The organism is Serratia sp. TSA_7, assembly GCF_052692135.1.
The window spans coordinates 1-15,208 of record NZ_JBQZFU010000016.1; the positions used below are offsets into that span (position 1 = coordinate 1).

The 15,208-nt window shown below is 53.4% G+C and carries 11 protein-coding genes; 2 read left to right on the top strand and 9 right to left on the bottom strand.

Features of this window, described 5'->3' with window-relative positions; genetic code table 11:
* Positions 1 to 761 precede the first annotated feature (761 nt).
* Entirely contained in the window at positions 762 to 4,004 is a 3,243-nt protein-coding gene (locus ACUTQW_RS24710) for a two-partner secretion domain-containing protein (protein WP_064799625.1), read from the top strand.
* A 99-nt stretch (positions 4,005 to 4,103) separates the two neighbouring features.
* Positions 4,104 to 5,759, top strand: a complete 1,656-nt coding sequence (locus ACUTQW_RS24715) for a ShlB/FhaC/HecB family hemolysin secretion/activation protein (RefSeq protein ID WP_235196009.1) — start codon at positions 4,104 to 4,106, stop codon at positions 5,757 to 5,759.
* 473 nt (positions 5,760 to 6,232) lie between these two features.
* Here ACUTQW_RS24715 and ACUTQW_RS24720 read toward each other — a convergent pair whose 3' ends face one another.
* The 9 genes from ACUTQW_RS24720 to ACUTQW_RS24760 all read right to left on the bottom strand — a co-directional run bounded on the left by ACUTQW_RS24720 (position 6,233) and on the right by ACUTQW_RS24760 (position 15,191).
* Positions 6,233 to 6,814: a helix-turn-helix transcriptional regulator gene (locus ACUTQW_RS24720; RefSeq protein ID WP_235196010.1), complete on the bottom strand. Its 582-nt coding sequence runs from the start codon at positions 6,812 to 6,814 to the stop codon at positions 6,233 to 6,235.
* 32 nt (positions 6,815 to 6,846) lie between these two features.
* Entirely contained in the window at positions 6,847 to 8,589 is a 1,743-nt protein-coding gene (locus tag ACUTQW_RS24725; protein ID WP_445655000.1) for a Wzy polymerase domain-containing protein, read from the bottom strand.
* 97 nt (positions 8,590 to 8,686) lie between these two features.
* Positions 8,687 to 9,532 carry an MrpH family fimbial adhesin gene (locus tag ACUTQW_RS24730; RefSeq protein WP_144080253.1) on the bottom strand — a complete coding sequence of 282 codons (846 nt, stop codon included), beginning with the start codon at positions 9,530 to 9,532 and terminating at the stop codon, positions 8,687 to 8,689.
* Positions 9,533 to 9,593: 61 nt separating this feature from the next.
* Complete coding sequence (locus ACUTQW_RS24735; protein WP_064799231.1) at positions 9,594 to 10,130, bottom strand: fimbrial protein; 537 nt, start codon at positions 10,128 to 10,130, stop codon at positions 9,594 to 9,596.
* Between the two features lie 8 nt (positions 10,131 to 10,138).
* On the bottom strand, positions 10,139 to 10,630 hold the full coding sequence (locus ACUTQW_RS24740; protein ID WP_081275713.1) for a fimbrial protein: 492 nt from the start codon (positions 10,628 to 10,630) through the stop codon (positions 10,139 to 10,141).
* Positions 10,627 to 11,145: a fimbrial protein gene (locus tag ACUTQW_RS24745; RefSeq protein ID WP_064799232.1), complete on the bottom strand. Its 519-nt coding sequence runs from the start codon at positions 11,143 to 11,145 to the stop codon at positions 10,627 to 10,629. The genes ACUTQW_RS24740 and ACUTQW_RS24745 overlap by 4 nt, the downstream gene beginning before the upstream one ends.
* 13 nt (positions 11,146 to 11,158) lie before the next feature.
* Complete coding sequence (locus ACUTQW_RS24750; RefSeq protein ID WP_064799233.1) at positions 11,159 to 11,821, bottom strand: fimbrial protein; 663 nt, start codon at positions 11,819 to 11,821, stop codon at positions 11,159 to 11,161.
* Between the two features lie 37 nt (positions 11,822 to 11,858).
* Positions 11,859 to 12,617, bottom strand: coding sequence for a fimbria/pilus periplasmic chaperone (locus ACUTQW_RS24755; RefSeq protein ID WP_006328715.1), 759 nt, complete (start codon positions 12,615 to 12,617; stop codon positions 11,859 to 11,861).
* A 39-nt stretch (positions 12,618 to 12,656) separates the two neighbouring features.
* Complete coding sequence (locus ACUTQW_RS24760; RefSeq protein ID WP_020439964.1) at positions 12,657 to 15,191, bottom strand: outer membrane usher protein; 2,535 nt, start codon at positions 15,189 to 15,191, stop codon at positions 12,657 to 12,659.
* Between the last annotated feature and the right edge of the window lie 17 nt (positions 15,192 to 15,208).

A 15,208-nucleotide genomic window follows, 5' to 3' on the forward strand; every position in this document is an offset into this window, starting at 1 on the left:
CGGCAACAAAAAGGTCAGATGCCTCAGGGCCCTGACCTTTTTTATATTTACCGAACGCTAAGCCAGTCTCGTGTTTTTTGACGCGTAATTTTTGTCCCCGCCAAAGATTGCCGTCATTCTGCCGGTCTTCGGTAATTTTCCCCTCCCCGTCCCTGTATCCCCCTCTGCCAAATGCCGTTTTCAAAGGAGGCGAAGTTATGTCGTAAAATCGCTCAACATCGACCTAATACACACAGAAATAAAATTGTTTTTCGTCACTAATATCAAAACACTTCTATATATTTTATATTTTTTCTACGTCACTAACCTCTCTTTTAAAGCACGCTTAGCATCAACCCCTGAAAAAAACGTTTTTTTAGGTTTAGTCACCATTGTTTATATTTATCTAAATCGATATTTTTAAATTTATTATTTCTTGATAAATTTAAGAAAAATAAATCGTCATCATTCAACAGTAAAAAAATAGAAAAATTAGCCAACTACACGCAGGAATAACTCATTTAAATTTATTCTTACAGAGCCGGCCAATCTTACGAGAATATTTACCCGCCATGCCAGGCTCCGGCCAGGCTATGGCGCTTTAACGATCATGGCGCAACCACCAGCAGAAAATCAGCCTTATGACACATGGCCAAAAGCACAAAAAAGCGGGGCCTCCTACAGACACTTAGAGTTTGGCTCCAGATATCCTGGCATGTTGAGGGTCTGGAATAAAACCCGTGCGGCTCGGAAAGCCGCACTTTATTAACAAGGAAATAGAAATGAATAAAATCTATGCACTGGTATGGAACCCGGCGCAAGACTGCTGGAATGTGGTCAACGAAAACCGCAGCCGTCGCGGCAAGCGCAGTAGCAAACGCCGGCTGGCGGTTGTGCTGTCACTGTTGGGCCTGGTGGCGTTGGAACCGGCCTATGCCCTGCCTACCGGACAAAATATCGTTGCCGGGCAAGGCAACATCGCCACTAACGGGCAGCAGATGACGGTCAATCAGCAAAGCGGCAAGTTGATCACCCAATGGGACGGTTTCAACGTCGGCAGCAACGAAAGCGTCACCTTTAAGCAACCCAGCAGCGATTCAGTCGCGCTGAACCGCGTAATGGGCGTCAACGGCAGTAATATTCAGGGTAACATCGACGCCAACGGCAAGGTCTTCCTGGTCAACCCGAATGGCGTGGTGTTTGGCAAAAATGCCCAGGTAAACGTAGGGGGCCTGGTCGCCTCTACGCACGACATCAGCAATGCCGACTTCCTTGCAGGCAAAAACCGCTTTGTGGGCAAATCTGTGGCGGAAGTACGTAACGACGGAACCCTGACTGCAGCCCAGACCGGCAGCGTGGCGCTGCTTGGAGCCCACGTTAGCAATCAGGGCGTTATTCAGGCGCAAATGGGCAGCATCGCACTGGGCGCCGGCAATGACATCACGCTGAATTTCGACGGCAACAAACTGCTGAATCTGCAGGTGGACGGCGCGGCACTGGAAACATTGGTACAGAACGGCGGCCTGTTGAAAGCCAACGGCGGCCAGGTGCTGATGACGGCTAAAACGGCCAGCAGTATGCTGCAAAATGTGGTGAACAACCAAGGGACTATCGAAGCAACCACCCTCAACAATCAAACCGGACGCATTATGCTGGATGGTGGCGCTGCGGGCACCGTGAACGTCGCCGGTCGTCTGGATGCCAGCGCGGCCGCAGGCAATGGCGGCATGATTGAAACTCGGGGCGCGAACGTGGTGGTTCAACCCGCCGTACAGGTGACCACCCGAGCGGCCAACGGAAAAACCGGCAGTTGGAAGGTCGCCACAACCCAGGTCAACGTCGCCGATAACGGCACGCTGAATGGCGCAACCCTGGGAACCAGCCTGGCAAACAATAATGTGGCCCTGACCAGCACCGAGGGAAATGTCTCCGTCTCTGCGCCAGTGAACTGGTCGAACGGCAATAAACTGTCGCTGACCTCCGAACGTGCAGGCATCCAGATCAACGCCCCACTTGACGCCACGGGTGCCGGTGCAGCATTGGAACTGAACCACAAAACGGGTTATGCGCTGAATAACGACGCAGCCATCACCCTGTCCGGCTCCGGCGCGGCATTCAGTGCCAATGGCGAAAATTATCAAGTAGTACAAAGTCTGCAGCAACTGGTGGATATCGACAGCCGACTGGGCGGCCGTTACGTGTTGGGCACTAACATTACCCACGACGGCAAGGTACAAGCCATCGGCAGTTCAGCCGCCTTCAGCGGCGTTTTCGACGGCCTTGGTCATACCGTTAAAGGGCTGACGGTTGAAAGCAAAGGGCCTCACAGCGGACTGTTCAGTGCTTCTACCGGCAAAATCAGCAATTTGACGCTGGATTCATTGACCGTGGCCGGCAAGGGCACAGGCTCTTCAGTTGGGGCATTAGTGGGCCGCAATGAAGGTGAGATTATCAACGTTAAAGCCGTCAATGTGTCTGTCAGCAAGGGGAGTGAGTTAGGCGGGTTAGCCGGCAGGAACGAGGGTACGATCAGCAATTCTTCCGCCAGCGGCAAGGTAACGGGCAATGGCGAAACAACATCGATCGGCGGCCTGGTCGGCGTGAACTTTGGCGACAAAGCGATCATACGCAACAGTCAGGCAAATGTGGCCGTCTCAGGATCAATGCAGAGTCGTAAGTTCGAAGGCGGCGCAGGCGGTCTGGTCGGCGCGAATATTGACGGAATAATCGATAATTCATCCAGCCACGGAAATGTCACGGCTAAAGGTTCTGATCTTAGCGTTGGCGGGCTTGCAGGCTTTAGTACTGAACCAGGGTACATCGCCAATTCTGTTGCTACCGGCAACGTAAGCGCTGGAAAAGGCAGTTATGTTGGCGGATTGATCGGCCTGAACACCAGCGTGATTAAGAACTCTGCCGCTAGCGGCCAGGTCAATGGAGCGGGTACTGACGCCATCGGTGGGTTGGTGGGTTGGAATCTGCACGGCATAGTCACTGGTGCCAAGGCTAGCGGTAACGTGTCGGATCTTGCCTCGGCCAATGTGGGTGGGCTGATCGGCAATAACTACTCTGGCGACGTGCAACAGTCCGAAGCCAGAAACATCGTTACTGGCGGTGCCAACGCCAATATCGGCGGTTTAGTCGGCCACAATCACGGCGAATTATCGAACGTGGCTTACTACGGGAACGTCTATGCAGGAAACAACAGTCTGGTTGGCGGTTTGATTGGCTTGCATACGGCGGGGACGATTGCTGCGGCGCAAGCCAACGGTAACGTCACCGGCTATAACAGCTCATCTGCCGGCGGTCTGGTGGGCGAAAACAACGGGATGACACTGAGAAACGTCAAGGCATCCGGCTCTGTCACCGGTGGCCAAAACGTCGGTGGGTTGGTGGGTAATAATATTGGCGGTTACATTGATAACGCCCGCGCCCAAGGTACCGTGAGTGCAGGCAGGAACAGCCGTATTGGTGGGTTGGTGGGCAATAATGACCGCGGTACTCTCAACAATACCCAAGCCCTTGTTAGCGTCACTGGCGGAGACAAGAGCTACAGCGGCGGTTTAGTGGGGTATAACAACGGTACATTGTCTCTGGCCTCTGCAACGGGCGATGTTATCGGCGGGGCGGAAAGCTATGTCGGTGGGGTAGTCGGCATCCATGTTATGGGAACATCCAACCGCATTTCACAAACCAAGGCTGCGGGGAAAGTCACCGGTGGCAGAGACAGTAGCGTGGGGGGATTAGCGGGGCAAAATGAAGCGTTGATTGAAAACTCTACGGCTTCCGGGCAGCTCAGCGGCGGAAACGGCGCCATATTAGGTGGCCTCGCCGGTAAGAACGGCGGCAAAATAAATAGCTCGATGTTTAATGGCAACATTAAGCTGTTAACGCCAGCGACAGGCCAACGTGCCGGTAGCCTGGCGGGCGTTAATTTCGGTTACCTAACCGGCAATAAAGTCTCGGGTGAGTCTGAAAAGCTGCCGTTGTCAGGCATCAATATGCGTCCTGGTTCAATTAAGTAAGCATCAACCGGCAGACAGTTTGTCTGCCGTTTTTTATTACCTATTGGCAGATCAAAATAAGAACGAATATCCCCCACCCATAACAACAAATAATCACCTATGAAAAAAATTTATTTAGCCGTGGCAATAACCTTAACTTTTTCAAAACCTTTAGCTGCTATTCCTAATGCCGGCCAGGTCATGCGTGACGTCGAACAGGAGCGCCAAACATTACCGCCGCCTTCAGATTTAGCGCCTGAAATAAAAAATACCCCCCCAAAAAGTAATAATAACGTGGAGGATAACGCCCCCAGAATTTTAGTGCATGGATTTCTCATCGAGGGCAACAGAGTATTAAAAACCCCAGATCTGCTAAAAAAGCTGAAGGGTTTTAGCGGAAAAAAACTTGCGCTAAAGGATTTGCAAAACGCCACTCGGATCATTACTCAACATTACCAAGAGAAAGGTTACGCCCTGGCCAAAGCCTATTTACCTAAACAAGACGTAACTGGGGGTTGGGTGCGTATAACCATCGCCGAGGGTAACTTTGGCCAACTGCATCTGAATAACCATACCCGCGTAAGTTCGACGCTGTTGCGAAAATCGGTTGCAGGGATGAAAAGCGGACAAGTGATTTCAGACACCGCTCTCGAACGAAGTTTATTGCTGTTAAGCGATATTCCCGGTATCGAAGTCAACAATACCCTACACCCCGGTAGCCACCCAGGCACAGCGGATTTGCTGGTTGAAGCCACGCCGGGCCCTTTATTCGACGGGTCCCTTACTGCGGACAACTATGGCGATCGCTATACCGGAAATTATCGGCTAGGCGGAAACCTCAGCCTGAATAATCCCCTGGGCTTCGGGGATCAGGCAAGTTTGCGCCTGTTAGGCAGTAATAAACATCAACACTATTATCGCGCAGCCTATGATCTTCCTGTCTATGGCAGCCCGGTAAGAGTTGGCGTCGCCTATTCGGAGATGAGCTACCGTCTGGCAGAGGATTTTGCCGTGCTTGATGCACATGGACGAGCAGAGGTTACGAGTTTATATGCTTCCTACCCGGTCATTCGAACACGGTTGTTCAACCTGTCGGCACAGTTGCAGTATGAAGAAAAAAAACTCCGCGACGACATAGACTTGTTTGAAAAACACAGTACTAAAGATGTGGGTTTATCCACGTTGAGTGTCACACTCAATAATCAGGATCGCTGGTTAGGCGGTGGGCAAAGCGCGCTTTCCCTCAGTTATGGGCTGGGAAGATTGAATATCGGCGATGACCAAGACCGCTTCTGGGACAGACATAGCGCCAACACTCTGGGGCGCTTTAGCAAAATCAACATGAATGCCCTGCGTCTGCAAAATCTGGGGGATCGCTTTCAATGGTATACGCAAATTAATGCGCAATGGGCATCTGGCAATCTAGACCCATCGGAGAAATTCAGCCTGGGTGGCCCCTATGGCGTTCGGGCCTATGACGGCGGCAGCGGAAACGGTGATGAAGGCATACAGTTCAGTACCGAGCTTCGCTATGCCTTAATGCCCGGCTGGCAATTGAGCACTTTTCTCGATCATGGCGCAATCAAACTCAACAAGCAGCCTTGGACACCCGAGAAAAACACTGCCCGCATGACATCGACCGGGGCCGGCATCGGGTGGTTTGGACGGCAGCAGCAAGTCAACATAGTGGCGGCATGGCCTATTGCACAGAACAACAGTATCGCCACGCCGACACAAACCCCCCGCATTTGGCTGCAGACTTCCTGGTACTTTTAATGGCCAGGAATAAGCCCTGCGCGGCTCGGAAAGCAGCCCTCGGGTATGAGCCCCGCGGCAGGAACAGCAAACGCGGCGGCCAGTACAGCATGCGCCAGCTTAACAATGGCAAGAAAATGCCCCCAGGGAGCCGCAGGCAATCTTCAGCCCAATGTCGATATAGCGCAATGCCAGGAAAGGGGGCCGATACCTTGCTGCGCACGTTATCGTACAAACGGAAACATAAGTAACGCGATAAATTAAATGGGGGTGAACGGGGTTTCAAGAAATCAACACCCTATTATGTATTCACATAATCACCCCTCAAAATGATAGCTGTATAATTAGGTTGGTTTGTTTTTTCTACGCGGACAAATAACCCTTCTTTTTTTAGCCAAAGACATATGCTTGTAAAAAGAAAAGATACTCACGGCCAATAAAACAACAACAGCAATCAATAAAACAGAATTCCCTTTCAAAATGAACATATCATTTCACTCCCTTAACAACCAATTAAACAGGTCATTCCTTTTTCTGAAATTAAGCTTGCGCATAACAGACTGTTTATATGTATGCACGGTTTTCACGCTCAAGTGCATATACTTTGCCGCTTGTGTTTGATTAACCCCTAAGCGGAGATAAGAGACAACCTCCTTCTCTCTACCGCTGAGCCTTCTGCTTAAGCAAAAAAAACAGGGCGTTGCTGCAGCACCAATTATGCTCATTCGCCAAAGTTTGTCATCCAACAGATGAAACAAAGCCTCAAGACCGGCGCGACAATCTAAGACCCCTAATTCACGAGAGCATGCATTCTCCTTCGTCGTTTGGGCAGGCTTTATTTTACGTATAGCAATATACAGCGGGGAAATGCCCGCCTCATGTACATCCCTGTCGCAATAGGCCACATTGCCTGAGTCAGACTGCGCAATAAAAACCAGATCAACGCTGGCGTTACTGTTTTCTTCTGCTAAAAAATCAACGGTTCTTCCCTTCAGGGTAAAATACTCTGATAACGCATATTTCAATCCCTCGGCAAAAAATAGATTATTCTCTATGATGGATATTTTCACTGACATATCTATTCCCTCCTTTTAAATGGTGCTCCTGTTTACATAAACCGTGGATCATCTGGGAAAAAGGCTATTGCTTCCCGTCGCAGCTTTTCAGCCTGCGTGTTGTTCCCCTGATACTTCAATATCAAGTACAAACTGGCGTACACATTTCTATCTATACGTTTTTTCAAATAGCCGTTGGCCCAGTTCGCGTAGCCGGATAGCAATGCCTCATCTTGCGTTTGATTGAATAACAGCAATGCATAAACCTGTTGGTCAAACTCCCGGCGTTCACCATGGAACCAACGGGTAATAGGCGGCATAGCGGCTATGCCACGCATATCGGTAAAGTTATTCTGTTCGACTCGCGTAAGGGTGATACCACCCGATAAACCGGCCAACATCACGATCAGCATGAGCAGAGAGGCAATCGGCAACAGAATGGCCAGAATTTTACGCCCAACGCCGGTTAACGTGCCGCGCTCACTGGTGGGGGTAACCTGACGATCCAGCATCGCCAGCAGCAGCAGGAAAACGGCCCAATGCAGCGTCGATAAATAAAACGGGTACTCCGTCTGGGTATGCATGGCCATGGGCAACAAGGCAAAACAGAGCGCCAGCGCGATACCCTTTCCCGACGAACAGGCTTGGTGCCAGGCTTTACCGACCAAACGTCCCCCGGCAAACAAAAGCAGCAACATGCCAAGCAAGCCCAATACCCCGCCTTCAACCCACCAGAACAACAGCTCATTATGAGGGTGTACAGCCACCCCAACCCCCAGCGTCGACTCCCCTAATGCTGCGCGAAAGTGCTGGAAACTGTACTCAAAACCGCCATAACCCCAGCCCAGCAATGGTTTGTCTGCAATCATCGCCAGCGAGGTGTTCAGCATGACGCCACGCGCGCTGTCTGATCCTTCATGGCTGACGGCACCAACCGGGCCGCCCCAACTCGGCACCGCAACGCCAATTGCCAAGCCCAGTAACATCGTTAACGCCGCAACAGCACTGTGCTGAGGGAATTTTTTCGCGTAAGCGACAATAAATAACAGCGCGGCCGCACCGCCGCCCAACCAGCCAATGCGCGATTGCAGCCACACCAGTAAAGCGGGGAATACCGCCAATAGCAGGGCCAGCAGCATCAGGCGCAGCTTTTCATACCGCTTTGCCCGCAGGCTAAAATCGGGCAAGAGAAACAACATCAACGCCAAAGCCAGACCGGTAGCGGTGAAACTGGCCAGCAGATTGACCTGCTGGAATACCCCATAGGGGCGGCCACCGATGAGCGGGTACGGGATCCAGTCCCCCAGGCCAAACAGTTGCAGCAGCGCCATCAACGCCTGCACCACCACCGCCAGCAAAATGGCGTAGAGCGGCCAATGATGCGTTCGTTTTGATGTCTCCGTTTGCAGCCACGAAAAATAGAAAACCCATCCGCCGAATAATCCCGCCCAACGCCACAATGCCGCCTCCCGCCATTCGGGCTGGGTATAAAACAACGGAATAGCCAGCAGCACTAAGGAAATAAATAATAACTTGGCCGTGGGGGTTATTATGATGCTGCGTTTATTGAACCCAACGCCCAGCCAGACAATCAGGCTAAGTAGTGCCATCATGCTCCAGCTGAGAATATTTTGTGGCAGGGCCAGCCCCGCGCCACCCATATTGGTGAGATAGCGGTGCATTGCCAATCCGAACCATAGTCCAGAAGCAATAATTAGAAAGAAATCACCCGACGTTCGAAATGCTCGCATAAATACAACCGAAAAAGTATATTTGACTTGTGATTTTATTTTCAATAAATCTCATTTATTAAAAAGTTAGTTAATATATATTACAAACACCCTGAAAATTGAACCACCCGCATTGTAAACGCAGGAAAAATAAAATTTATAATTACTGTATCGCCAACACGGCTATTGCAGAAGCAGAGAAATTACCTGCGGCAACATGACTATCACTGCTTAACGTCGATGAAAAAAGCACTGAGACGCTATTGCTGCCTGGCACCCGTACCGTCACACCGGTTGCGCCTGCTATATTATTGACCTGCAGCTTTGATTTCAGGCTGCCATCCGAGCGCAATGTCACCACATCACCGCCGTTGTTTGCCCGTGCGGTTACTTTTACGGTGGCCTCACGGTTACAGCTTACCCGCGCATAAACGCTCTTGGTGTTGCCATTTACATTATCTTGATTTAGCACGCCGTGCGCCAAATTAATATCGCCATTGATTGTGCAAGACAGGGGCGGTAAAGGTGGTTCAGTTGGTGGTGGTGTTATAGTTCCCGTACAAGAATCCCCGACGAGTTCCGTAGCGCTGCGCCGATCACCCGAAACATATATCAGTATACATTTACGACCATTAGCAACATGATCAAGCCAGTTATAAATAACGCCACTTCTAGGCATTGAAGTTCTATTCCAATGTTCCACTATGTCTTTAGAATACATACGGTTACGCAAAGAGTCTTGATAGTCTTTCCATTGCACATATTTCATCAAATCATTGCCTACCTGTAACCACACAAAGCATTCACTTCTAGTAAACCAGACACCACAATCTATCCATGCATTCCCCCAAGGTGCAGATGCCGATGTAATGACATAATATAAATCGTTACCACGTAAATCCCATTCAATGATGGTCTCAGATTTTGATTCTGATGAAAAAAACACCGAAAAAAGTAATAATACGGCTGCCCACCCCAGGGTCAAATTATTAACACGCCCTTTATTCATCGTTCTCCCCCCTAAAAATTAGTCCCATAACACTGTACGCATCAAAAACTTATCGACATCTTCACTCATAACCCAGCGTAAAAGTGGCAATAGTGGTAAAGACCCCGCGACCAATCGTTTTATGGGTTATCGCTTCCGGCTCACCGCGCACATAAGCCTGTAAATTAATCACGTTGCTGCCGTCGGTCAGCGTATAGCCCCCGGATTGCTGGTTCAGCGGCAAGGGCTGCCCTTGCGGGGTTTCCATGCCGATAGCTACGCCACTCGCCTGGCTGCCACCGTCCAGCGCCAGCAGGCCGGGGAGCTGAATACTCTCCGTACCGCTGAAAGTCATCTTCAGCGTCTTCCCCAGATTGGTATCACAATCAATCAGATGCAGTTGAAACGCTTTGCCGTGGGTGCGGCCATTCAGATACAGATATTTGTCTATCACAGTACCGAAATCCAACTGTACGCTTTCATCCCCCGGCAATAAGGTGCAAGGCTCTGCAACCAGGGCACCGTGCAGTTTCAAATTATTGCTTGCCGCAGCCACAGGCGACACGCTCGCCGCAAATAACCAACTGGCCAACAGGCAGATGTACAGGCTATTCCACATAACGCCTCCTATTGGTAATCCGCCAGCAAAGTGGCGGCCACCTCAAATAAACCTTCCGGTAATACAACCCCCGCCTTTTTTACCGGCACCGCCTGTAAACGCGGCGGATTCTGAGGGTCGATAGCAATACGCTGATTGACCTGCAACGGTTGGCCATTTTGCAACAACCGAATACCCAAATCGGCCACATTGGTTTGCAATGCCGCACCGTCAAAAACCGTCGCCGTACCGACCACCCTTAACCCCAATTCCTGCGTGGTCGCCCCCGACTGGCAGGTGATGCGGTAATTAATGGGCTGTAAATAATTGACGCCATCCACCTTGCTCACGCCGACACGATCGCCAAAGTCGACGTCAATGGTTTGCCCTTCATTGATCTCACAAGACGGGGCCTGAACTAACCGCCCGCCAAAGAAGATATCTGTCGCCTGAGCGGGGAGCGACAATGGCAGAGTCAACACTGTGCCTAACAAGGCGGCTATAGCGTATTTCGGGTTCACTGATAATCCACCTTCAACGTTGCGCCAGCGAAAAAATTGCCCGTCGGCAAGTTCGCGCCGTTTTTTTTCACCGGCACCGCCTGCAACACCGGTTGCATCGGGTAAGTAAAGTTAAACCATTGATTGAGCCTGAGCGGTTGACCATTCTGTTTCAGCGCAATCCCCAGATCTGTTTTGACGGTTTGTAGAACGCCACTGTCAAATCCCGCGCCGGTGCCTTCAATCATCATCTTCATGGCATTTTTGCTTTGGCTTTTACATTCGAGTGTGTAATCGATCGTCTTCAGGTAGTTACTGCCATCAATTCGTGAGATCACCACATTCTGGCCAAAATCCACCTGAATGGTTTTATCACCATTAATCACGCAGGGAGGCGGGGCCATAATAGTGCCGGAAATATTAATGGTAGTGGCTGCATCGCTACCGGTACTAAACGCCGTTGCCGAAAGCAGCAGCACAGAAACCAACACCGGTTGCCATGCTGGCTTGCTCACTGCACGTTTTGCCTGCCGCATGCTCCATTCCTTATCAGTCATAGCTCAGCCGAAAATCCACCGATGCCGAATAGGCCCCTGCCACCAGCGGTGCACGGGTGCGTTCCGGTGCCACGCTATACGCCAGCGTGTTCTGCCCCGGCGTCAGCAGCAGCGGCTGCCCGCGGCTGCCCAGCCGCACGTCTTGCCCCAGTGGATCAGTCATTCGCAATGCCAGCCCGGAGACGCCCTGCACCTTCACCAGTTGCGGATTGTTAACGTCCGCCGGGGCGCTGAAGCTTACCGTTACCGCCGGTTGATGCGCCGCCCAGGTCAGCGCGCCGGTGCGGCTGTCGCGGCTGCCCGCCGGGCTACGCAGGCAATCCTGCAAACGCAGCTCAAACCCCACCGGCGTGCCCCGGTCCCCCGTCTGTTGCAGCCTGCCGGTGCCAGTTTCACCCAGCTGAATATCCTGCCGAGCACTGCTCATCTCCAGCCGACAGGCGCTCTCGGTCAATGCACCGCGCACCTGCAACACGCCGTTGGCACCGTCGGTATACCCATTATCCACCGCCTGCCCGTGGGCGTTTGGCAACAATAACAACACCGCGCCAAGCGTGATCGGTACCATCAACGCCAATGCGCCCAGGGTGCCGTAGTACTGCCAGTCGCGGTAACCCGGCAGGTGTTGACTCCATTTTTTGCTTATCCGTTGCATAGTCTTTCCTCCTGTTCACCTGCCCTGACTTACGGCGCTATGACTTGTCTTTCTCCGGCACCACCTGGCAAGTGCTGCCGCTACAGTTAAAGGTCAACTGCGGACGGCCGCCGTAGTCGTTGATGTAGGTCAGGACTGGCGCACCGCCCAGTGCTGCGGCGCTGACGCCTAGCGAGATATTGCCCTTCGGCGGTACCATCAACGGCTCAAACCCCTTCACCCCTTCCACGCCTTTTTTGCTGGCGGCATCGATTATCGTGATGTAGTACGGCGTCGAGTTATTCACTTGGTACTTATCACCCTGTTTTGTCAGCGTCAGTTGCTCCTGCCAAGGCGCTGCGTTCTGCTGCGGTGCGATCGCCGCCGGGCGATAGAACAGCTTGATGCGCGTCTGCAACGCTATCTGCAGGGTGTTCGGCTTGTCGCTCTTCGGCGGAATTTCCCGCAGGTTGAAGTAGTACAACGTCTCGCGGTCCTGCGGCAGCTGCTTGGCCGCCGGCAGCGCCTGGATTTTCACCTGGCTTGGCTTGCCCGGCTCCACGCGTTGTACCGGTGGCAAGACCACCAGCGGGCTCTGAACTTTATTGCCCTCTCCATCTTCCAACCAGGCCTGCGCCAGGTACGGCAACTGTTTGTTCTGGTTGCTGATGTTCAGGCTGACCGAGTTCTGGCCGCCGTCAAAAATTACCCGGGTGCGGTCCAGCGCGATCGCCGCCTGCGCCTGCGGGGCCAGCAATGCGCCCAGCAGGGCGGCGGTGGTCAGGGACTGCTTGTTGATGACAAAATGCGTTTTCATAAAAAGTCTCTCTTGCTGATTCAAATAGGGTGTCTGCACTTACTGCGCGTCTGCCTCTGCCGCCGGCAATGCCTGGCACGGCAACAGCAGGTTGCTCAGCGTGCTTTCCGGCAGCACTTTCGGCAGGCTGATGGCGCACTGCGCCGCGCCGTTCCAGTGCACCGTCATGCGGTCACCGACCTGAATGCCGCTCAGGTAAACGCTGCCGCCGTCGTTCACAATCCCTGTATCCTGCTTGTTAGCGTTCATCACCGTGGCACCGAACGGTGGGGTGCTGCCATCCGCCAGGGTGATCACCGCCATCGCCTTCTCCCCGGCGATCACGTCAAATTTGCGGTAACCGATCGCGCCCTCGGTCAGGGTGGCCTGCACCACCGATTTGGTAGCCTCGGCGTTGTCGCCCAGCTTGTTCAGATCAATGCTGGCCTGGTTGCGGTAGTAGTTGCTCACGTCCGTCACCACCGCCTTGCCGAACCTGTTGGTGTTGCTGGTGCTGCCGTAACCGCGTACCGGCACCCCAGCCACACCGCCGGTATCCAGCAGCAAGCGGGTGGCACCCGGCATGCCGATGCGGTGCAGTGCGCCGCCTTGAGTCGTCAACGTCGCGCCGCCCTGAGCAGAGAAGCCCAGCGCGCTGTAGCTGCCTTCCTGATAACTGGCGTTGGCGCTCATCTGGGCAACATCACCCTCGCGGTTGTAATAACCGCTCAGGTTGGCACCGCCGCGCGAACTGCCCGCGCTCAGCTGGTAGTTGTTGTGCTCGTCAATCCGGTCGTAATACCCCACCCGATGGGTGGTGTCGTTACGGTTCACCGCGGTGTTGTAGCTGACGTTGGCACTGCTCCCCCACGGCATCGTCAACGACAGATACATACCGTCGTCGTTGCTGCCGTTGTATTTGTTACGGTAACCGGACAGCGACAGGCTCAGGTTCTTGAATCGCCCGATGTCGAAGTAGCGCGACATCGTCAGGTTATAACGATCATTGACCGGCCGATCCCAGTAGGTCTGGTGGTCGTAGTTCAGGTACAAGCTGATCCCCGCATCCCGGAACTGCTTGTTAAAGGTGATGGTGTACATCTCCTTGTTATTGCCTATCCGGCGGCCCTCATGGCGAGCATCCAGATACTCGCTCATGCTCATGAAGTCTTGTTCCGAGAAGCGGTAACCGGCAAAGGTCACCTGGCTGTCCAACTCGTCAAAGCTCTTCGAATAGCTCAGGCGGTATGAGCCGCCGCTCAGCGTGCCGTCCTGCTGCGGCAAACGCGCCCGCGACTGGGTGGCGTCGAACGACAAGGCTCCCAGCGCCATCAGGTCGCGGCCGATCCCCAACGACGCCGCGTTATAATCGCCACCGCCCAGCACACCGCCGTACAGCGACCATCCGTTGCTCACCCCCCAGGAAAATTCCCCGGTGCCGAACAGCGGGCCGTCAGCATGATGCTGCCAGTCCGACGGACGCCCTGCGGCAAACTTGTAGCGCACCGAACCGGGCCGGGTCAGGTACGGAATGCTGGCGGTGTTCATCTTGAATGCCTGCACACTGCCGTCCTGCTCCTCCACCCGCACCTCCAGTTCGCCGGATACCGCATCGTTGATGTCCTGAATGCGGAACGGCCCCGCCGCCACCTGGGTTTCGTAAATTACCCGGCCCTGCTGGCTGATGGTCACCTTGGCGTTGGTCTTCGCCACCCCCACAACCTCCGGCGCATAACCACGCAGATTCGGTGGCAGCATGTTGTCGTCCGACACCAGGCTGGCCCCGCTGAAGCGGAAGCTGTCGAACATACCGGAGTTGAGGTAAGCCTCCCCCAGCGTCAGCCGCGAACGCAGTGCCGGCAGTGCCCGGTAGGCGTAATAGCGGCTCCAGTCCAACTGCTGGTCGGTGCCCTGCCCGCTGCCGGTCTGGCGGTTAAACTGCCCCTGCCAGTCGGCGCGCAGCCGCCAAGCTCCCAGATTGGCGCCGGTGGTGCCGTTGCCGCTCAGGGTGTAGCTTTTTGAGCCGTCCCGCTGCTGGTGCTGAGCCTGGCCATTAAGGTTGTAATCAAACAACAGCCCGGGAATACCTTCATCCCAGCGCGAAGGCGGATCCCAGTCCGCCGAAGCGTACTCCAGATAAGCCTGGGGAATGCTCAGGTACAACGCCGCGGTAGCCAGATCGCCCCGGGCTTCCATACCCTTCAAGCTGGTAATGTCCAGACATTCGTCCTGGTGCCACCAGCGTAACCCTTTCAGCGCATCCGCCTTTAGCCCCAGTTGGCCCACCAATACCGGTGAAAGACAGGCTTGGCTGCCTTTCGGATCATCGTCAGGCGGATAAAAAGGAACGCTCTGCTCCGGCAGCTCATTTTTATTGATGTGTACCGTCAGGCTGTAGGTCCCCGGCATCATGTAGCCGCTACGGGAGAACTGGCTCAGGTCGATATTTTTCCGGTCGTTCACATCCAGCACGTCGGTATTAAACTGTATGCCGTCGTCGGCAAAAGCCAGCGGTGCGGCAGAACTTATCGCCAGGCAAATACAGGCCCTTAACAACTGAATACGAAACCGCGTCCCTGCAGGAAAAAACACCATAGCCATCTACCCTGTTA

What these genes read in the sequence shown, in the direction of transcription:
- ACUTQW_RS24710 (WP_064799625.1), top strand. Translation starts at nt 762, where the DNA reads ATGAATAAAATCTATGCACTGGTATGGAACCCGGCGCAAGACTGCTGG.
- ACUTQW_RS24715 (WP_235196009.1), top strand. Translation starts at nt 4,104, where the DNA reads ATGAAAAAAATTTATTTAGCCGTGGCAATAACCTTAACTTTTTCAAAA.
- ACUTQW_RS24720 (WP_235196010.1), bottom strand. Translation starts at nt 6,814, where the DNA reads ATGTCAGTGAAAATATCCATCATAGAGAATAATCTATTTTTTGCCGAG.
- ACUTQW_RS24730 (WP_144080253.1), bottom strand. Translation starts at nt 9,532, where the DNA reads ATGAATAAAGGGCGTGTTAATAATTTGACCCTGGGGTGGGCAGCCGTA.
- ACUTQW_RS24735 (WP_064799231.1), bottom strand. Translation starts at nt 10,130, where the DNA reads ATGTGGAATAGCCTGTACATCTGCCTGTTGGCCAGTTGGTTATTTGCG.
- ACUTQW_RS24745 (WP_064799232.1), bottom strand. Translation starts at nt 11,145, where the DNA reads ATGCGGCAGGCAAAACGTGCAGTGAGCAAGCCAGCATGGCAACCGGTG.
- ACUTQW_RS24750 (WP_064799233.1), bottom strand. Translation starts at nt 11,821, where the DNA reads ATGCAACGGATAAGCAAAAAATGGAGTCAACACCTGCCGGGTTACCGC.
- ACUTQW_RS24755 (WP_006328715.1), bottom strand. Translation starts at nt 12,617, where the DNA reads ATGAAAACGCATTTTGTCATCAACAAGCAGTCCCTGACCACCGCCGCC.
- ACUTQW_RS24760 (WP_020439964.1), bottom strand. Translation starts at nt 15,191, where the DNA reads ATGGTGTTTTTTCCTGCAGGGACGCGGTTTCGTATTCAGTTGTTAAGG.